We start from the raw sequence: 18673 nt of genomic DNA, 5'->3' as shown, positions 1-18673 counted from the left end.
GGGCGCGCCAAAACCAAATCGCCGGAGCGCGGAATGCGGCCCGGTGTTGTTCTGGCGTCAAGAACCCCGCGTGAAGTGGGAACTTGTCTTGTTGGAAAAAGCTTTCCAGCGCTTCTGCCGCGTCTTGGGATGCGGTCAATACGAAATGCGCTTTTGTCCTTCTTCCTGCTCCTATTTGCTGGCAGGGGCACGCTCACGCGGCGGCCGGAAGGTGAAAGCTGGGCTGCATTTGGTCTAGTTCGCGCCGAAAGTCAAGAGGCGATGGCTATATGGCGATTGCGTGCCGATCGCCGGAGCGGCGACCGGCACCTCGATCATGTCACGGAGAAGCAGGGTGGGACCGCTGCCACTCACCCCATGATATCGTTCATGATCGCTGTAACCTCGGCCAGTACGGCACCGGCAATGCCAGTGCCGCTACGCTTCTGCTCTTCCGCCCAGGCCGACTGCACGTCTCTATATTTGGCGGCCGAGCCAAAGCGCACGGGCTCGGCGGGCTCGAGAATTCGCACGGACGCCCCAGCGGTTTTCAGTTCCGCCAGTTGTGCATCGAAGCTGCGATCCATCACCGGGCCGAGAGCGCTGTACGACGTCTCTGCGGCGCGGGCGATGGCATCCTTGTCTTCCTGAGCGAGGTTGTTCCAGACGTCCTTGTTGATCGTCAGCATATAGAGGTGGCCGAGCCACAGATCCTTCGACACCAGCACGTTGGGCGCGGCTTCGTGGACCTTCAGCATGTAGCCGCTGTCGACATTCACCATCAGGCCATCAAGCGTTCCGGCTTTCAAAGCATCATAGATTTCAGGTCCCCAATGCATGGTGACAGGGGTTGCTCCGGCATTGCGAAGGAAGTCCAGATGCCAGAAGCTCGCCGAACGCCATTTGCCGCCCTTTAAGCCATCGAGACCCGCCGTAGGCTTGGTGCTGAAGAAGGCCACGGGATATCCGGTGCCACAGAAAAGCGGAACGATGTTGTTTTTCTCCAGCTCCGCGGGGAAGGCCGGAACTTCGGCGTAGACGCGGCGGAAGAAATCGACCTGCGCGCTTCCGGCCGGGCCGGTTGGGAAACTCTTGAAAATCTGGTGCAGCGGTAATTCCTTGGCTGTGTATTCCGGCACGACGGTCGCCATGTCGGCCTTGGATGTGCTGACCGCACCGAGCGCGTCATAGGCGGCGGCGATCTCACCGTTCCAGTGATCCTCGATCTTCAGCCGCCCGTTCGATTCCCGTTCGATTGCCGGGAACAGCATGTCCTTGAGAAACCGGGTGCGCATTCCGCCAAGCGGCTCGTGATCGCTGAACGTCAGGACGCGGGGCAAGGCGGCCTGCTGGGCCGAGGCATTTGACGGCAAGGATGCCATGGCCGCGCCTGCGGCCGTGGCGAGGAACAGCCTGCGGCTGATGCCATGTTCGCGTTTGGTCATCTGGTTCTCGATCATCGCGATGCTCTTTCCCTGTTTCTGATGCTGCCCGGTGAGGCGCCGTTTGCTTGACCCTCACGTCAGCGGCAAATATACCTGAAGGATCCTTCAGTTCGGTATTCGCATTTGGAAAACGCCATCCCATCACGGCTGAAGCCGAGGAAAACGCCGGTGCAGGCACGATCGGGCGCGACGGTCGAGGCCATTCACGAGGCAGCCATTCAGGTTTTGCTGACGGGTGGATTGGCGCTGTTTACGACAACGCGGGTGGCCGAGCGTGCCGGTGTCTCCGTCGGCACCCTTTATCAATATTTCCCCAACAAGCAGGCGCTGCTCTTCGCAATTCTGCTGCGCCATTTCGAACAGATCGCCGAGGCGATCGAGGCCATACCGGGTGACGGAAAGCCGATTGCGGCGATCGCGGAAGATATTGCGGATGCCTATGTCTCGGTGAAGCTCGCGCGTCCCGACGCCACCACCGCGCTCTACCGGGTGGCCGGCGCGATCGACCAGTTCAGGATGTCGGCCGATGTGCTGAAAAGGCTGGAGGCTGCGGTCGTCAGGCTCCTGACCAATGCGGCGGATGCATCCTTTCGTCAGGCGGAGAAGACGGCCTTCACGTTGCTTTCCTCGCTGGCGGGGCTATCGAGGGGCAGCTTCGGAAAGCTGGCGGTGGCCGACGATGCGCTTGACGGGCTCGGTGCGGAGGCACGCCTGCTGTCAGCGGCCTATCTGCGGGCTGCTGCGGACGCCTGATTTTCGGCGCCGCGTTTGCCGTCGGAGCCTCGCTGAGGCAGAATGCGGTGGAGGAAGAGGAGCGGCATCGATGATGATCGGATCATGTCATTGCGGCAAGGCGCACTGGACGCTCAAGGGCGATCCGGGATCGATCACGGCCTGCAACTGTACGCTCTGCCGCCGCTACGGGACGCTCTGGGCTTATGATTATGAAAATGAGCGGGTTGCTGTCAGCGGACGCACGGCGTCCTATACGCGCTCGGGAATAGACAAGTCGCCACTGGAGATCTTGTTCTGCCCTTCTTGTGCCTGCGTTCTCGCCTGGCGCGGCCTGGTATTGGAGCCGGACGGGCGGCGGCGGATGGCGGTCAATGTCAGGCTTGCGCCGCCGGAGGCGGTGGAAGATCTGGCGATCGACCATTTCGACGGGCTGGTGACCTTCACCGATCTGCCGTCGAAAGGGCGCTGCGTGCGCGATCTCTGGTTTTAGAGAGAAGACGGCGCCGCCGGGAGGAAGCGGCGCCGCAACTCACTCAGCGTCTGCAGACTTCGATCCGGTAGGGCTGGCCCCACCGGTCATAGCGCCATGCCGGATGGCAGTAGCGGGGAGCGTAGTAGGCCGGATAGGCAGGCGGCGGGTAATAGGCATAGGGGCCGGGATAATAGGCGCGCGATGCGATCGCGCCGCCGACCACGCCGCCAACGACGCCTCCGGCAACGCCGCCCCAGAAGGCGTTGCCGCCGCGGGCATTGGCAGTTCCTGTGGTGGCGAGGGTGGCGCCGGCAAAGGTCAGCGCAATCAGGCCCGCCGCCATGGTCTTATGAAGAACGGACATGTCGAATTCCTTTCATGGACAAGGCTTGTCTTGAAGCCGGTCCCAGAATCCGCCCCGATCGCGGCACGTTGATGGTCGCGCAAGCGCCTGCGGGATTAAATTTTCTCCATGATTCCAAGGGCGCCGGGGCAACCAAGCAGCCGGAAAAGAACGAGCAATGGCAAATAGATGAGACGCCCGGCTGGTCTTCTGATTCAACTTTAACACCGCTTTTGGCGCCCGGTGCTCGCGCTCTAAGATTTTATGGTTAAAAGCTTGTTAAGCGGCTTGGCATTATGGTTGCAGTCGTGAATATTTCATTCACAGCGGGAGTGGACGCTTTTTGACATCGGCAGGTAACCTTCTGGAACTGGCATGCAGCCGGATCGCGGATCTGGATACCCCTGCTTATGTCAAGAATAGCGAGCTTCGCTACGTTGCCGTCAACGAAGCCTATGCGCGCTTCTTCGGCATGGAGATCTCCGATTTCATCGGCCGCCGCAGCCGCGAGGTGCATGACCGCCCCGAGGAAGAGGAGCGCGAGGACAAGGAGCGCCGGGCACTGGTCTTCGGTACCGAGGAAAATGCCATCTGCTTCGACCGGCCGGGGCAGGGCCACGAGCGCGTCCAGATCGAAAGCTTCATGCCGTCGGAAGACCGGGCCTATGTGCTCGGCATCTTCGAGAAGCGGCCGCAGCCCCGCCGCGCTGTTTCCACCGGGCCGGATCAGGCGCTGCTGGCCGATTTCGAGCGGGTGCGTACCGCCCTCGAAACGCTCGATCACCCGATCGGCGTCTTTGCCGCCGATGGCCGCCCGCTTGTCGTCAATTCCGCCTATCGCGGCGGTGCGCGGCCGCCCAGCGAAAAGGGCTGGCACGAAAGCGTTGCCGAACTCGATCTTCTGCGCACGATCATGGAGGATCTGCCGGTCGCCGCTTTCGTGCGCGACGAGGCCCACCGGCTCGTCTATGCCAATCAGTATTACGAGACCTTCACCGGGCATGAGCGGTCGAAGGTGCTCGGCCTCACCGAATTCGAGATGTTCGGCGAAGAGAGCGGACGCGGCATCTATGAAGAGAATATGCTGGCGCTGAAGAACGGTTCGCTGACGGAGATCGAAGGCCGGGTACCGAGCACCGACGGCAAGTCCTACCCGATCCTGTCGCGCGTCAACCGGGTGCAGACCCCTGACGGCAAGTTTTACGTCGTCGGCTCCTTCTCGGATATCTCGCCGCTCAAGGAGCGCGAAGCTGAGATCATCAATTCCCAGCAGCATGCAGAAGTGCTGCACCGGGATATCGAAAGCATCCTGCGCTCGCTGCCGGTCGGCGTGCTGATCCTCGATAACAAGCTCGATATTCTCTACGTCAACGACGAGTTCTATACGATCAGCGATCTGCCGATCGAGGACCGTTTCGACGGCCGGCCATTTCTCGATGTGATCCGCCGCAATCACGAACTTGGGCGCTATGGCTACAGCCAGACGCCGGAGGAAGTGCTGGAATCGCGGCGCCACCATTTCAGCGCTGATGGCGATCCCGAGCCGGTGGAGCTCAATTGGTCGGGCGGCAAGTCGATCATCTTCGACAGCCGGCGGATTTCCGACGACCGCATCCTGCTGACCTATTCGGATATCAGCACCATCCGCCAGCGCGAGCAGGAAGTGCATGACGCCAAGGCGGCGATCGAGACGCTCGGCGAATTGATGCGCGATGCAACGCGGGCGATGCCGCAGGGGCTGGCGATCGTTCAGGATGGCATTATCCAGCTTTCCAACGAGGCGCTGGCGCCGGTGCTGCAGATCCCTGCCGAATATCTCGCCGCAGGGCGTGGCTGGATCGATCTCTTCAATTTCTGCGCCGAGCGCGGCGATTTCGACGGTTCGGCCGCCGATACGCTGCATTACTGGCGCAGTTCCATCGCCGCGCGTGAGCCGATCATCACCGTCTTCCATATCCTCGGCGAGCGCTGGGTGAACATGGAGGCGACGATCAGCGAACGCGGCCACTGGATCGCGTTGTTCACCGATGTCACCGAGATGAAGCAGCGCGAAGGCGAGCTGCAGCGGCTCTTGTCGCGCGCCGAAGCCGCCGACCGTGCGAAGTCGGAATTCCTCGCCAACATGAGCCATGAAATCCGCACGCCGATGAACGGTGTTCTCGGCATGGCCGAGCTGATGGCGAAGACCGATCTGGATGCGCGGCAGAAGACCTTCATCGATATCATCGTCAAATCAGGCAATGCGCTGTTGACGATCATCAACGACATTCTCGACTTCTCGAAGATCGATGCCGGGCAGATGAAGCTGCGCAAGGCGTCGTTCGATCTCGTCGAGGCGGTCGAGGACGTCGCAACGCTCCTGTCGTCGCAGGCGGCGGAGAAGGATCTGGAACTTCTGGTACGCGCCGATCCGAACCTGCCTGCCGCCGTCATCGGCGATGCCGGGCGGTTCCGGCAGGTCGTCACCAATCTGGTCGGCAACGCCGTGAAATTCACCGAGAAGGGCCATGTCTTCGTCGATATCGGGTTCCGGCAGGGATCGGATGGTGAGGTGATGGTCGAGCTACGGATCGAGGATACCGGCATCGGCATCCCGGCCGAAAAGCTGCAATCGGTCTTCGACAAGTTCTCGCAGGTCGATTCTTCCTCGACACGGCGCCATGAGGGAACCGGTCTCGGGCTGGCGATCACCGCCGGGCTCGTCGACCTCTTCGGCGGCTATATCCATGCCGAGAGCGAAGCCGGCAAGGGTTCGGTCTTCACTGTCAATCTGCCGTTCGCGGTCGCCGCCGCCAAGCTTGATCCCAAGCCGCTGCCGGTCAATGTGCGCGGCGCGCGCATTCTCGTCATCGACGACAACGAGGTGAACCGCGCGATTCTCAGCGAACAGCTGACGCTCTGGGGCTTCGACGGCGTGGCGGCCGAAAGCGGGGCGACGGGGATTGCCATTCTGGAGGCCGCGCATCAGGTCGGCGTCGAGGTCGATGCGCTGGTGCTCGACTATCACATGCCGCGCATGAACGGGGCCGAAGTAGCGCGCCGGCTGCGCGCCGATCCGCGGTTCGAGAACCTGCCGATCATCTTCCTGACGTCGATGGATATTTCGGGCTCCGAGAAGGAGTTCGCGGCGCTGAACGGCCAGGCGCACCTGATGAAGCCGGCCCGCGCAAACCTGCTGCGCGGCACGATCGTCGAGGTCGTCCGGGCCAAGCGCGTGAAGCAGGCTTCGGAAACCGAGCTCGCGCGGCTGCAGGCGGAAGCGCAACTCAAGGAGCCGGGATTCGAGGAACCCGTGCGCGAGGAGACTCGGCGCAAGGCCGAGTTCGTCGATGTGCTGGTGGCCGAAGATAACGAGGTCAACCAGATTGTCTTCACGCAGATCCTGCAGGGCACCAATCTCAGCTTCCTCGTGGTCAACAACGGCCAGGAAGCGGTCAATGCCTGGGAAACCCATTCGCCACGCATCATCATGATGGACGTGTCGATGCCCGTCCTGAACGGCCACGATGCGACGCGGGCGATCCGGACCCGCGAGCGCGGGCAGGGGCATCGTGTGCCGATCATCGGCGTTACCGCGCATGCGCTGGAAAGCGACCGAGAGCTTTGCCTCGATGCCGGGATGGATGACTACATGTCGAAGCCGATCAGCCCGGAACTGCTGGAGGAGAAAATCCAGCTATGGCTCGGCAAGACCGAGCCGGTGCCGGGCCGCTCCGGCCTATAGGGGTTTCGTGCCGCAGAGCATTTCGCGCTTTCCCGCAAAGCCCTTGCGGCGCTCGACCGCAAAGCCTGCGGCGACGAGATTGCGGCGGACGAAACCGGCTGCGGCATAAGTGGCGAAGCTGCCGCCCGGAACCGTCTTCTCGCAGACCAGCCGCATCAGCTCTTCCGACCACATGTCGCCATTACGCGACGGGGCGAAGCCATCGAGATACCAGGCATTGAAGTTTGGCTCTGCAGCCTTCACGCCGTCTAACGCGGCACCGCAGACGACAGTGAGACGCGTTTGCGGATCGAGATCGAGGCTAACGATGCCGGTTGGTGCATTCGTCCAGGCGGACGTCAGCCCATCGCGTTCGGCATCGATCTCGGGCCAGTGCGACAGGGCGCGGTGGATCTCCTCGCGCTGCATCGGATAAAGCTCGAAGGACATGAAGTGCAGATGCTGGCCGTCGCTGCGCTGTAGCCTCCACTGCCGCCAGGTCTCGGCGAAGTTCAGGCCTGTGCCGAAGCCGAGTTCGCCGATCTGGAAACTCTGCTTTTTAGCCCAGCGTTCCGGCAGGCCGTTGCCCGCGAGGAAGACGTGGCTACATTCGAGGCGGCCGTCGGTCTGGCAATAAAAGTGGTCGCCAAAGGCCTGCGAATAGGGCATATCGCCGTCTCGCCATTCGAGCGGCTGGCTTTTGCTGCCAATCTGATCGGGATCGATATCTGTCATGCCACAAGCCGATAGTCCGGCTCTTCTCTCCGGTCAATCCGCCGATCTTCTGATCGCCGGCGGCGGCATCATGGGTCTGTGGGCGGCGGTTTACGCCGAGCGGCAGGGCATCGATACGCTGCTGATCGATGCAGCAACGATCGGGCAGGGAGCCAGCGGCGGTCTGCTCGGCGCGCTGATGCCGCATATGCCGGACAAGTGGAATGCCAAGAAGCAGTTCCAGTTCGATGCCCTGGTCAGCCTTGAGAGCGAGATCGCGGGGCTTGAGGTGGCAACCGGGCTTTCGGCCGGCTACCAGCGCTCCGGCCGTCTTATCCCGTTGCCGAAGCCGCATCTGAAGACCATTGCGCTCCGTCACTCCGCCGATGCCGAAACCAACTGGCGTCAGCAGGGACGGGCGTTTCACTGGCATGTCAGCGATGTACCACCTGTTCAGGGTTGGATCGACGCGGCAGCAGGCGAGAGCGGCTTCGTTCACGATACGCTGGCCGGTCGGGTGGCGCCGCGCGCGCTGATCGCCGTCCTCCGGGCGTTCCTGATGCGGGCGAAGCATGTTCGGCTTCTGGAGGAGGCGGCGCTCGACAGCCTTGATACAGGGGCGCGGATTGCCGTTATCGGCGGCCGGAGCATCGGCTTCGGCGATTGCATCATTGCCGCCGGGCACGGATCGTTCCCAATCCTTCAGCGCTTCACGCCTGATCTTCCGCAGCCGCTCGGGCAACCGGTGAAGGGGCAGGCGGCGCTGTTGAAAGCCGATGTCGATCCCGCAATGCCGACGATCTTCCGCGACGGGCTCTATGTCGTTGCGCATGAGGGCGGGCATGTCGCGGTCGGCAGCACCAGCGAGAACAGCTTTGCGGAACCGTTGTCCACAGATGCGCTACTCGATCCGCTGATTGTCGCTGCGCGCGAGATGGCGCCGGTCCTGCGCGATGCGCCCGTCATCGAGCGCTGGGCCGGCTTGCGGCCGAAGGCGATCGACCGCGATCCGATGGTGGGGCCATACCCGCTTCATCCGCATCTGCATGCGCTGACCGGCGGTTTCAAGGTCAGCTTCGGCCTGGCGCATCGGCTTGCCGAAGCTGTCGTTGCACCAATTGCAGGCGAAAAGCTCTCCTTCGACCTGCCTGAAAGCTTCGCGCTTTCGAGCCATATCACGGCCGCTTCACGCTAAACGTGAATTCGTCCAGAGTATATTTCGTTATTCTGTCATGCAAATCACCTATCTGCTTGCGCATCGACGGCGCCGGATTCGGCCGTGCGCCGCATTCTCAGATGGAGGAAATCGCATGCGCTATGCCATTTGCTTCACGCCTTCGCCGAGCGATCCGCTCAGCCATGTGGCGGCCAATTGGCTTGGCCGCAACGTTTTTTCGGGCGAGATGCTGGAGCCGCCGGCCGTTCGCGGACTCGGCATTCACGAAATTGCCTTCCACACGGCCGTCCCGCGCCGCTATGGCTTTCATGGCGTGCTGAAGGCGCCGTTCCACCTCTCCGCGGAGGTATCTGAAGCGCAACTATTGCGGGAATTGATGCGCTTTTCCGGCACGTTCCAGCCGTTCAGCGTGCCGCGCATCGAAGTGGCGCGGCTTGGAAACTATTACAGCCTGGTTCCGACGCTGCCATGCGAGAATGTCCGCTATCTCGCATCGTCGATCGTTCAGCATTTCGATGGCTTCCGGGCGCCACTTTCGGAAGCCGATATCGAGCGGAGTGATCCCGACGGCTTGTCGGCGGCGCAGTTCACGAATCTACACCGCTGGGGCAACCCCTATGTGATGGACGAATACCGGTTCCACATGCCGGTGACCGGGCCAGTCAATGTTGTCGACATGCCGCGCATCGAACAGGCGCTGCGCGGCATCTTCGAGCCGGTGCTGGCGGAGCCGATCGCCATCTCCAATATCGCGCTGATGATGGAAGAGGGCATGGGCGGGCCGTTCCGCGTTCATTCGCTGCATCCGATGGGCAAGGTCAGCGCCCGCAAGATCGCCTGATCACTTTTGTTCAAGAAGCGGCTGCGGAAAACTGCTATATCGGCGCGATGCAGAATATTTCCCAGGAACAGGCGACTGTTGCCATGCCGCTTGCCGGGGCGGAGACGACCCGCTTCTGGCGCGACCGGCGCTTCGACGGCATGGAATGCCTGAGCGCGACCTTCCTGACCCACGAGTTTGCGCCGCATGCGCATGATACTTTCAGCATCGGCGCCATCGAGAGCGGCAGCCAGATCGCCACGATCCGTGGTGCGCGCGAGGCATCCGGTCCGGGCGATCTCTACCTGATCAATCCCGGCGAGACGCATGACGGTGCGCCGACGGATGGCGGTTACCGCTACCGGATGATCTACCCTGACATGGCACTGTTCCGGGAAATTCTTGAGGACGTGACCGGCCGGGCCTTCCACGGCACGCCGGCCTTCGGCAAGCAGATCCTCCATGATCCAAAGCTCGCCAATGCCTTTCTGGAGGCGCATAGGACACTGGAGACGGGGGCCGGGGCGCTGGAGACCGGGCAGGGCATGTTCCTGGTGCTGGACGCGATGTTCCGCCAGCATGGCAGCTCGATCATCATTCCTGTCGATAGCGCCGAACGGTCGGCGGTGCGCCGGGCGCGCGACTATCTGGTAGAGCAATATGAAAGCGATATCGGTCTCGAAGAGCTCGCCGCTATCGCTGGTCTCAGCCGTGCGCATCTGATCCGCGCCTTCCGCAAGGAGTTCCACATCACGCCGCATGCCTTCCTCACAGATGTCCGCGTCAGGATTGCCCGGCGCAAGCTGCAGGCAGGCGAACAGCCGGCGGAGATCGCGCTCGAATGCGGCTTTGCGGACCAGGCGCATTTCACCCGGCATTTCAAGGCCCGCACCGGACTGACACCCGGCCAGTACCGCGCCCGGTAATCACTTTCGTTCAAGACGGCGTTCTTGCGCCGCTCTATGACCTCCGCAGCAAGCGGAGTTTTTGAACGTGAAAAAGAATGAATTCTGGGCGGAATTTTCCGGCGGTATGCGCGCGATCGCACCGCTGATCGCCGCCGTCATCCCGATCGGCCTGGTCTTCGGCGCAGTCGCTGCGACCAAGGGGCTGTCGCCGCTTGAGACCGCACTGATGAGCGCGCTGGTCTTTGCCGGCGGGTCGCAATTCGTGGCGATGGATATCTGGACGCATCCGGCCTCCTGGGCGGGCCTCGGCTTTGCGGCACTGCTCGTCAATATCCGCCACGTGCTGATGGGCGCTTCGATCGGCACCAAAATGCAGGCCTTTGCGCCGCGCGCCCGTTATTTCTCGGTGCTGTTCCTCGCCGACGAGATCTGGGCGATGGCCGAATTCCGGGCCGGTATCGCGCGGCTGACGCCGGCCTGGTTTGCTGGGCTTGCCACGCCATTTTATCTGACCTGGCTGCTGTCCAGTCTCGCGGGGGCAACACTCGGCGCCTTCCTCGGTAATCCCGTCACTCTGGGCCTCGATTTCGCTTTTCCTGCGGTCTTCATCGTGCTGGTCATGGGTTTCTGGAAGGGATCGGAGACCGGTGCGGTCCTGCTCGCCAGCGGTGCGGCGGCCGTCCTGACGCAGCATTTCATCCCCGGTGTATGGTACATCGCTGCCGGCGCATTGGCCGGGCTTGCCGCCGCGATGGTCAGCGGCAAGCGCCGCGTGGAGGTGACGCCATGACGCTCGATTTCTCGACATTGCTTGCCATCCTGGCGATGGCGGCGGCAACCATTCTGACGCGCGTCAGCGGTCTCTTCCTCATTCGCCATGTGTCGCTCGACGGCAGCAGGCGCAAGGCGATCGAATCCATTCCACCGGCGGTGCTGATGGCCGTCGTCGCGCCGACAGCCTTTGCGACCGGGATTGCCGAGACCATCGCCTGCGCCGTCACCGCGCTCGCAGCGCTTCGTTTGCCAATGCTGGCGGCCGTCGCATCGGGCGTCGTCTGCGTCGCGGTCCTCAGGGCGATCGGGCTTAGCTGAGTGATTTCGTGAGAGACTTTCGCGTTTCCGGCTCGACTTTCGCTCTCCGGGTGTTACCGTTTCGCCTGTCCTCGAGAAGGTGATTTCATGGCATCCGATACCTATCCGCGCAATCTAATCGGCTACGGCCGCAACACGCCCGATCCGAAATGGCCGGGCGGCGCGCATGTCGCCGTTCAATTCGTCATCAATTACGAGGAAGGCGGCGAGAGCTGTATTCTCGATGGCGATCCGGCCTCGGAGAACCTGCTGTCGGAAATCGTCGGCGGTGCTGCCTGGCCGGGGCAGCGCAACCTCAATATGGAATCGATCTATGAGTATGGCTCGCGCGCCGGTTTCTGGCGGCTGTGGCGGCTGTTCACCGAACTCAAGGTGCAGGCAACCGTCTATGGCGTGACACTGGCCATGGCCCGCAATCCGGAAGCCGTCGATGCGATGAAGGAAGCCGGCTGGGAGATCGCCAGTCACGGCTATCGCTGGCTGGAATACAAGGATTTTCAGGAAGATCTGGAGCGCAAGCACATTCTCGAAGCCGTGCGCCTGCATACCGAATTGACCGGCGAGCGGCCCTACGGCATGTACCAGGGCAAGCCCTCGGACAACACGCTGCGGCTCGTCCAGGAAGAGGGCGGTTTCCTTTATTCGTCGGACTCTTATGCCGATGATCTGCCTTTCTGGGTGAAGGGCGCGGATGGCAAGCCGTTCCTGATCGTTCCCTATACGCTCGAGACCAACGACATGCGCTTTGCCACCCCGCAGGGTTTCAATTCCGGCGATCAGTTCTTCACCTATCTGAAGGACGCCTTCGACACGCTCTATGCGGAAGGCAAGGAGGGTAGCCCGAAGATGCTGTCGGTCGGGCTGCATTGCCGTCTCGTCGGCCGTCCGGGCCGCGCTGCGGCGCTGAAGAGCTTCATGGAATATGTCCTGTCCCACGAGAAGGTCTGGGTGCCGCAGCGCGTCGAGATCGCCAGACACTGGCACCAGCATCACCAGCCGGAGACGATCTGATGATCGCGCGGGAGGAATTCGTAAGTCGCTTCGGCGGCGTCTTCGAGCATTCGCCGTTCATCGCCGAGCGCGCCTATGACGACGGCTTCATCCACGGCGAGCTGACGGCGGACCGTGTTCACACGCCCATGGTGGCGATCTTCCGGGCGGCGAGCGAGAAGGAGCGCCTTGGCGTGCTGCGCGCCCATCCCGATCTCGCCGGACGTCTGGCGATCGCGGGTGAGTTGACCGAAGACAGCAAGCAGGAGCAGGCAGGCGCCGGGCTCGACCGTCTGAGCGCGGCGGAACACAAGCGTTTCACCGAGCTCAACAACCACTACACCGAAAAATTCGGCTTCCCTTTCATCATTGCGGTCAAGGGTCTGAACAAGGACGATATCCTCGACGCCTTTGAAAAGCGGATCGGTAACAGCCGCGAGGAGGAATTTGCGACGGCCGCCGGTCAGGTCGAGAAGATCGCGCTTCTGCGTCTGAACTCCATGCTTCCGGAGCGCTGAACGATGCGGAATTCTTTCCTCGCCGTTCGCGCTCGCCTATAGTCTCAGTTGCAGGAGACGGTGCAATGAAGCCATCGGAAGTGCTGGAGAAAAACAGGCAGGCGATCCGCGACGCGACGAAGCGTTTCAACGCGGCGAACCCGCGCGTCTTCGGCTCGGTGGCGCGCGGCGAGGACCGGCCTGATAGCGATCTCGATATTCTCGTCGATGCGCTGCCGGGGACGACGCTGTTCGATCTCGGCGGGTTGCTGGAGGAATTGCAGGATATCCTTGGCGTCAAGGTGGACCTCGTCACACTAGGCGGGCTGCCCGACAAGATCAAGGCTCGCGTTCTCTCGGAAGCATCCGACATATGAACAATGAGCGGCTTGTCGACCATATGGACCGAATGCAGGCGGCAGCGCAGACGGCGTTCGATCTGATCGAAGGGATGAGCGAGGCGCAGTTCCTCGCCGATGTCCGCACTCAGCTTGCCGTGACGATGTCGCTAGTCTTGGTCGGCGAGGCAGCAGCACGGATATCGGCGATCGAACCCGGATTTCCGCAAAACCATCCGGAGATTCCGTGGACACGGATCAAAGGCATGCGCAACCTGATCGTCCATGATTACTATAGGGCGGAACTGCCGGTGATCTGGCAGACTGTAAGAACTGCGTTGCCCGAGCTTGTTACCCAACTTGAAAACATCCGCCATTGGCGGGCACAAGGCGAATGACAATGCCAGACTACCTCGACATCCAGCCCCTCACCAAAGCCGCCTTCGCGCCCTTCGGCGATGTGATCGAGGCCGATCCTTCGACGATGCGTTATATCAACGGCGGCACGACCGAACGTTTTCATGCGCTTGCTTCTGCCGAGGCGGCGGGCGAGGGCGCACGCGTCATCATCAATCTTTTCCGTGGCCAGCCGCGCGCCTTTCCCTACGAAGTCGGGATGATGGAGCGCCATCCTTTCGGCAGTCAGAGTTTTTCACCGGTTTCCGGCCGGCCGTTTCTCGTTGTCGTCTCGGAAGATGAGAATGGCCGGCCGGGACGGCCGCAGGTGTTTTCTGCGCGCGGTGATCAGGGCGTGAACTACAGACGCAATGTCTGGCATCACCCGCTGATGTCGCTCGGCAAGCCGAGCAGCTTCATCGTCGTCGATCGCGATGGACCCGGCAACAATCTGGAAGAATTCTTCTTCGACACCCCCTTCATCATCAGAGAGCCAGCCCTATGACCGGACTGACCACCCACGTCCTCGATACTGCCCTCGGCAAGCCGGCCGAGGGTCTGCGCATCGATCTGTTTTCGGTCGAAGGCGATCTGCGCAAGCTTCTCAAGACGGTCGAGACCAACGCTGATGGACGCGTCGATGGCGGGCCTATCCTTGTTGGCGACAGCTTCACTGCAGGAACCTACGAGCTCCTTTTCCACGCCGGCGACTATCTTCGTGCCGCAGGCACGGCGCTGCCGTATCCGGCCTTTCTCGATCTCGTGCCGATCCGCTTCGGGATCGCCGATACGACAGCGCATTACCACGTGCCGCTGCTGATCTCGCCCTACGGCTATTCCACCTATCGCGGCAGCTGAGCGATGCGGTTTGCGGCGATCGCCGATATTCACGGCAATGCGCTGGCGCTGGAGGCGGTGCTTGCCGATATTGCGGCACTCGGCATCACCGACATCGTCAATCTCGGCGATTGCTTCAGTGGCCCGCTCGAAGCCGGAAAGACGGGCGACCGGCTCTTGCCGCTCAATCTGCCGACCGTGCGCGGCAATCACGACCGATATCTCATCGAGTTTGCGCCGGAGCAGATGTTTACCTCCGATGAGGCCGCCTATCACGATCTCAGCCCACGCCATCTCGACTGGCTGCGGACGCTGCCTTCGGAACTCGTCTATCGCGACGAGGTCTATCTCTGCCACGCAACCCCTGATGACGATAATCTCTACTGGACAGAAACGGTTTCTCTCGACGGACATGTTCTCCTGAAGGCGCAGGCGGAGATCGAGGCGCTTGCCGAGCGCATCGACCAACCGCTGATCCTCTGCGGCCACACCCATTTGCCGCGGATGATTGCTCTCTCCGGCGGTCGGCTGCTCGTCAATCCCGGCAGCGTCGGCGCCCCGGGCTATGACGATGACGCGCCCTATTTCCACAAGGTCGAGGCCGGCCATCCGCTGGCAAGCTACGCCATTCTGGAGAAGACCGCGCTTGGCTGGACCGCCAATTTCCGCGCCGTCCGCTATGACCATATGGCAATGTCGGAGCTCGCAAAAGCAAACGGCCGCCTCGAATGGGCGGCCGCGCTGGCGACGGGGCGGTTGTAGATCAGGCGGCAATCACCGACGCATCCACATCCTTGATGCTGCGCTTTCCGCATAGCGCCATGGTCATATCCATTTCCTTGCGCAGGATCTCTAGCGCCAGCGTCACCCCGTCCTTGCCCATGGCGCCGAGGCCGTAGAGGAAGGGGCGGCCGATATAGGTGCCCTTGGCGCCGAGGGCGATGGCTTTCAGCACGTCCTGGCCGGAGCGGATGCCGCCGTCGAGGTGGATTTCGATCTTGTGGCCGACAGCGTCTGCGATCGCAGGCAGCATGCTGATCGAGGAGGGGGCGCCGTCCAGTTGGCGGCCGCCGTGGTTGGAGACGATGATGGCGTCGGCACCAGTTTCGGCGGCGAGCCTGGCGTCTTCGACATCGTTGATGCCCTTGATGATCAGCGGGCCGCCCCATTTTTCCTTGATCCAGGTGACATCGGCCCAGGAGAGGCGCGGATCGAACTGCTCATGCGTCCAGATGGAGATCGAGGAGAGGTCGGTGACGTTCTTGGCGTGGCCGATGATGTTGCCGAAGGTGCGGCGCTTGGTCTGCAGCATGTCCAGACACCAGAGCGGACGCGTTGCCATCTGCCAGATGTGTTTCGGGGTGAATTTCGGCGGGGCGGAGAGGCCGTTGCGCACGTCCTTGTGGCGTTGGCCGAGGATCTGCAGGTCGGCGGTCAGCACAAGGGCCGAGCACTTTGCCGCCTTCGCACGGTTGATCAGGTCGAGCACGAAATCCTTATCGCGCATCACATAGAGCTGGAACCAGAAGGGCTTTGTCGTCACCGAGGCGACATCCTCGATCGAGCAAATGCTCATGGTCGAGAGCGTGAAGGGGACGCCGAATTCCTCGGCTGCGCGCGCCGCCAGCATCTCGCCATCGGCATGCTGCATGCCGGTCATGCCCGTCGGCGCCAGCGCCACCGGCATCGACACCTTCTGGCCGATCATCACAGTTTCCAGCGTCCGGTTTGTCATGTCGACGAGAACGCGCTGGCGCAGCTTGATTTTGGCGAAGTCGCTCTCGTTGGCGCGGTAGGTGCTCTCCGTCCAGGCGCCGGAGTCGGCATAGTCGAAGAACATCTTCGGCACACGGCGGCGGGCCAAGGTCTTCAGATCGGCAATCGTCAGCGGCTTTGACATGATATCGGCATCCTCCGGAAAGCTTCCGAGAGGTAGCATATTCAAGTCCCGCTGCCAGCAGAAACATATGGTTAGGGCAGGGTTTCCGGACATCCGGCAGGCTTGGCGGCGGCCCATGTCAACAGCGCGTCGAGCGCGGGGCAGAGCGATTGGCCCCAGTCGGTGAGGCAATATTCCACCTTCGGCGGCACCTGATGGTGGACGATGCGCCTGACGATGCCGTCGGCTTCCATCTGGCGCAGCTGCTGGATCAGCATCTTTTGCGAGATCGCCGGAATCGCGCGTTCCAGATCGGAGAAGCGCAGCACATTGCCACCGAAGAGATGGAAGAGGATGACGAGCTTCCAGCGCCCTTCGAGCATGCGCAGCACATTCTCGACACCCTCGGCGGCGGTCGATGGGGTCAGGTCATCGGTGGACTTACTTTCAGGTAAGTACCCTACTTTTTCGTGCGTACTTGTCATCTCGAAAGCCTAAAGCCATCTTCGCCTTCAAGCAACGCGATTGTTTTGGACGGCGGCGCCCCGTCCTCCAACACAAGAGGACTGATATGACCATAGCTCAGACATTTCCGATCATTCCCGCGGAGTTTTCCGGCAAGCGTGTGCTGGTGACCGGCGGTACGAAGGGGGCCGGTGCCGCGATCCTGCGCCGGTTTGCAGCGGCGGGCGCTGAGACCATCACCAGTGCCCGTTCGGTGCCGGAGGCGGGCACGTCTGCGACGCTCTTCGTGCCCGCCGATCTCTCGACACCGGAAGGCGTCGAGATACTGGCGCGTGCTGCGCTCGAAAGATTCGGCGGGATCGACATTGTCGTTCATACGCTCGGCGGATCGGCAGCGCCCGGCGGCGGTTTTGCTGCCTTGACGGAAGAGCATTGGCAAAACGAGCTGGCCCTCAACCTGATGCCTGCCGTTCGTCTCGACCGGCTGCTCGTGCCGCAGATGATCGAGCGCCGAACAGGTGTGGTGATCCACATATCGTCCATCCAGCGGCGGCTTCCGCTGCACGAGGCGACGATTGCCTATGCGGCGGCAAAGGCGGCGCTCAGCAATTACAGCAAGGCGCTCTCCAAGGAGCTGGGTCCGAAGGGCGTGCGGGTGACATCGGTGGCGCCGGGCTGGATCCTCACGGAAGCATCCGATGCGCTTGTCTCGCGTATTTCGAAAGCGAATGGCATCGATACGGAGGCGGCGAAGCAGAGCATCATGGACGCGCTCGGCGGTATTCCAGCCGGCCGCCCGGCCTATCCCGAGGAAGTTGCCGAGCTCGTCGCCTTTCTTGCGTCCGATCGGGCGGCGTCGATTCATGGCGCCGAGTTCACCATCGATGGCGGAACGGTGCCGACCGTGTGAAGCTTTGGCGGGGCGGCCTTTGCCGTCCCGTTCAGCCGCGCATCACCCAGCGGATCGCGCCGACGGCGGCGAAAGCCATCAGCGGCCAGATGGCCCAGAATGTGCCGCTCCAGGAGAGCAGGTTGATGGCGATCAGGCCGAGACCGATGATAGCGAGGCCGGCGAGTTGCTGATCGACGCGGTTCTGCAGGCGGGCGATGGTCATGGCGGCGGCGAAAGCGAGCACGAGGATCGGCCAGACGGCCCAGAGATTGCCTTCCCATGTCAGCGCGTTGATGAGGGCGAAAAAAGCCGCGGCGATGGCGAAGATGCCGAGGAGCTTGCGGGCGCGTGATGGCGAAGCCGTTGGCCGCTGATCCGGGCGGGCGGGGGAGCCGGCCGGTGCTCCGGAGGGTGCGGGTTGCGCGACAGCTTGGGCTGGATGACGCTCGCCGATGCGGATGGCGTAGCTGGGGATCGCTTCGGAGACATTCTTGACGCTGAGCGGGCCGAGGAAATCGAAACCAACAGGCACCTTGTTGCGAACCTGGTCGTAGACGGTGTTGGAGATGACGATGCCGCCGGCCGGTGCCGAAGCCTGCAGGCGGGCGGCGATATTGACGCCGTCGCCGTAGATATCGGCACCCTCGACGATGATGTCGCCGAGATTGATGCCGATGCGGAACAGCATCTGTTCGCTCGCCGGTTTGGCGCTGTTGAAGCCTGCAAGCTCGGTTTGCACATCGACGGCAGCCCGGACGGCCTCGACGACGCTCGGGAACTCGGCGATCAGGCCGTCGCCCCAGGTATTGACGACGCGGCCGCCATGCGATGCGATCAGGCCTGACATCGCCTCGCGGTAGCGCTTCAGCGTCGCCAGCGTGCCTTCTTCGTCAAGGCCCATCAGGCGCGTATAATCCTGCACATCGGCGGAGAAGATGGTCGTCAACCTGCGTTGCGTCTCGCTCATGCTTCCCCCCGATTTTGAGTCCCT

General features: G+C 62.2%; 22 protein-coding genes. 16 read left to right on the top strand and 6 right to left on the bottom strand.

What is annotated here, in order from left to right; all coding sequences use genetic code 11:
* Positions 1 to 350: 350 nt before the first annotated feature.
* Positions 351 to 1424 (bottom strand): TRAP transporter substrate-binding protein DctP, encoded by a 1074-nt coding sequence (dctP, locus tag AC1DV9_RS17585; protein WP_477949414.1) that lies wholly within the window; start codon positions 1422 to 1424, stop codon positions 351 to 353.
* A 168-nt stretch (positions 1425 to 1592) separates the two neighbouring features.
* Here dctP and AC1DV9_RS17580 point away from each other — a divergent pair, with 168 nt between their 5' ends.
* Both AC1DV9_RS17580 and AC1DV9_RS17575 read left to right on the top strand, forming a co-directional pair.
* Positions 1593 to 2177 carry a TetR/AcrR family transcriptional regulator gene (locus AC1DV9_RS17580; protein WP_162702690.1) on the top strand — a complete coding sequence of 195 codons (585 nt, stop codon included), beginning with the start codon at positions 1593 to 1595 and terminating at the stop codon, positions 2175 to 2177.
* A 70-nt stretch (positions 2178 to 2247) separates the two neighbouring features.
* Positions 2248 to 2649 carry a GFA family protein gene (locus tag AC1DV9_RS17575; protein WP_477949412.1) on the top strand — a complete coding sequence of 134 codons (402 nt, stop codon included), beginning with the start codon at positions 2248 to 2250 and terminating at the stop codon, positions 2647 to 2649.
* 43 nt (positions 2650 to 2692) lie between these two features.
* On the opposite strand, the gene AC1DV9_RS17570 is transcribed toward AC1DV9_RS17575, so the two are convergent.
* Positions 2693 to 2995, bottom strand: coding sequence for a hypothetical protein (locus tag AC1DV9_RS17570; RefSeq protein ID WP_477949410.1), 303 nt, complete (start codon positions 2993 to 2995; stop codon positions 2693 to 2695).
* Between the two features lie 322 nt (positions 2996 to 3317).
* Here AC1DV9_RS17570 and AC1DV9_RS17565 point away from each other — a divergent pair, with 322 nt between their 5' ends.
* Complete coding sequence (locus AC1DV9_RS17565; protein WP_477949408.1) at positions 3318 to 6698, top strand: response regulator; 3381 nt, start codon at positions 3318 to 3320, stop codon at positions 6696 to 6698.
* On the opposite strand, the gene mnmC2 is transcribed toward AC1DV9_RS17565, so the two are convergent.
* Positions 6693 to 7412 (bottom strand): tRNA (5-methylaminomethyl-2-thiouridine)(34)-methyltransferase MnmC2, encoded by a 720-nt coding sequence (gene mnmC2 / locus AC1DV9_RS17560; protein ID WP_477949406.1) that lies wholly within the window; start codon positions 7410 to 7412, stop codon positions 6693 to 6695. The genes AC1DV9_RS17565 and mnmC2 overlap by 6 nt on opposite strands.
* On the opposite strand from mnmC2, the gene AC1DV9_RS17555 reads away from it, so the two are divergent.
* The 12 genes from AC1DV9_RS17555 (at position 7411) to AC1DV9_RS17500 (ending at position 15208) form a co-directional block, all read left to right on the top strand.
* Positions 7411 to 8586: an NAD(P)/FAD-dependent oxidoreductase gene (locus AC1DV9_RS17555; RefSeq protein ID WP_477949405.1), complete on the top strand. Its 1176-nt coding sequence runs from the start codon at positions 7411 to 7413 to the stop codon at positions 8584 to 8586. The genes mnmC2 and AC1DV9_RS17555 overlap by 2 nt on opposite strands.
* A gap of 115 nt (positions 8587 to 8701) precedes the next feature.
* Positions 8702 to 9409 carry a DUF1045 domain-containing protein gene (locus AC1DV9_RS17550; RefSeq protein ID WP_112390259.1) on the top strand — a complete coding sequence of 236 codons (708 nt, stop codon included), beginning with the start codon at positions 8702 to 8704 and terminating at the stop codon, positions 9407 to 9409.
* A gap of 47 nt (positions 9410 to 9456) precedes the next feature.
* A complete protein-coding gene (locus AC1DV9_RS17545) occupies positions 9457 to 10314 on the top strand; it encodes an AraC family transcriptional regulator (RefSeq protein WP_112515595.1) in 858 nt (285 codons plus the stop codon).
* A 106-nt stretch (positions 10315 to 10420) separates the two neighbouring features.
* On the top strand, positions 10421 to 11086 hold the full coding sequence (locus AC1DV9_RS17540) for an AzlC family ABC transporter permease (protein WP_477949523.1): 666 nt from the start codon (positions 10421 to 10423) through the stop codon (positions 11084 to 11086).
* Positions 11083 to 11388, top strand: coding sequence for an AzlD family protein (locus AC1DV9_RS17535; RefSeq protein WP_112537966.1), 306 nt, complete (start codon positions 11083 to 11085; stop codon positions 11386 to 11388). Before AC1DV9_RS17540 ends, AC1DV9_RS17535 begins: the two co-directional genes overlap by 4 nt.
* A gap of 87 nt (positions 11389 to 11475) precedes the next feature.
* On the top strand, positions 11476 to 12399 hold the full coding sequence (gene puuE, locus AC1DV9_RS17530) for an allantoinase PuuE (protein WP_477949402.1): 924 nt from the start codon (positions 11476 to 11478) through the stop codon (positions 12397 to 12399).
* Positions 12399 to 12896: a 2-oxo-4-hydroxy-4-carboxy-5-ureidoimidazoline decarboxylase gene (gene uraD, locus AC1DV9_RS17525; RefSeq protein ID WP_477949400.1), complete on the top strand. Its 498-nt coding sequence runs from the start codon at positions 12399 to 12401 to the stop codon at positions 12894 to 12896. The genes puuE and uraD overlap by 1 nt, the downstream gene beginning before the upstream one ends.
* A gap of 65 nt (positions 12897 to 12961) precedes the next feature.
* Positions 12962 to 13252: a nucleotidyltransferase family protein gene (locus tag AC1DV9_RS17520; protein ID WP_477949398.1), complete on the top strand. Its 291-nt coding sequence runs from the start codon at positions 12962 to 12964 to the stop codon at positions 13250 to 13252.
* Positions 13253 to 13284: 32 nt separating this feature from the next.
* Entirely contained in the window at positions 13285 to 13611 is a 327-nt protein-coding gene (locus AC1DV9_RS17515; RefSeq protein WP_477949396.1) for a HepT-like ribonuclease domain-containing protein, read from the top strand.
* Positions 13612 to 13613: 2 nt separating this feature from the next.
* Complete coding sequence (locus AC1DV9_RS17510) at positions 13614 to 14114, top strand: ureidoglycolate lyase (protein WP_477949394.1); 501 nt, start codon at positions 13614 to 13616, stop codon at positions 14112 to 14114.
* Positions 14111 to 14467: a hydroxyisourate hydrolase gene (gene uraH, locus AC1DV9_RS17505; RefSeq protein ID WP_477949392.1), complete on the top strand. Its 357-nt coding sequence runs from the start codon at positions 14111 to 14113 to the stop codon at positions 14465 to 14467. Before AC1DV9_RS17510 ends, uraH begins: the two co-directional genes overlap by 4 nt.
* Positions 14468 to 14470: 3 nt before the next feature.
* Positions 14471 to 15208, top strand: a complete 738-nt coding sequence (locus tag AC1DV9_RS17500; protein ID WP_477949390.1) for a metallophosphoesterase family protein — start codon at positions 14471 to 14473, stop codon at positions 15206 to 15208.
* A 1-nt stretch (position 15209) separates the two neighbouring features.
* On the opposite strand, the gene AC1DV9_RS17495 is transcribed toward AC1DV9_RS17500, so the two are convergent.
* Both AC1DV9_RS17495 and AC1DV9_RS17490 read right to left on the bottom strand, forming a co-directional pair.
* Positions 15210 to 16346, bottom strand: coding sequence for an alpha-hydroxy acid oxidase (locus AC1DV9_RS17495; protein ID WP_477949521.1), 1137 nt, complete (start codon positions 16344 to 16346; stop codon positions 15210 to 15212).
* Positions 16347 to 16417: 71 nt separating this feature from the next.
* Positions 16418 to 16810, bottom strand: coding sequence for a winged helix-turn-helix transcriptional regulator (locus AC1DV9_RS17490; RefSeq protein ID WP_477949389.1), 393 nt, complete (start codon positions 16808 to 16810; stop codon positions 16418 to 16420).
* 86 nt (positions 16811 to 16896) lie between these two features.
* Between AC1DV9_RS17490 and AC1DV9_RS17485 the strand changes: the two genes are divergently transcribed.
* Positions 16897 to 17700, top strand: a complete 804-nt coding sequence (locus AC1DV9_RS17485) for an SDR family oxidoreductase (protein ID WP_477949387.1) — start codon at positions 16897 to 16899, stop codon at positions 17698 to 17700.
* Positions 17701 to 17731: 31 nt separating this feature from the next.
* On the opposite strand, the gene AC1DV9_RS17480 is transcribed toward AC1DV9_RS17485, so the two are convergent.
* Positions 17732 to 18649 (bottom strand): adenylate/guanylate cyclase domain-containing protein, encoded by a 918-nt coding sequence (locus AC1DV9_RS17480; protein WP_477949385.1) that lies wholly within the window; start codon positions 18647 to 18649, stop codon positions 17732 to 17734.
* Positions 18650 to 18673 lie beyond the last annotated feature (24 nt).

It is taken from the genome of Rhizobium sp. 01L410 (genome assembly GCF_056400165.1).
The sequence above is the reverse complement of the archived record's forward strand: the minus strand, read 5'-3'. Positions and strand labels throughout refer to the sequence as shown.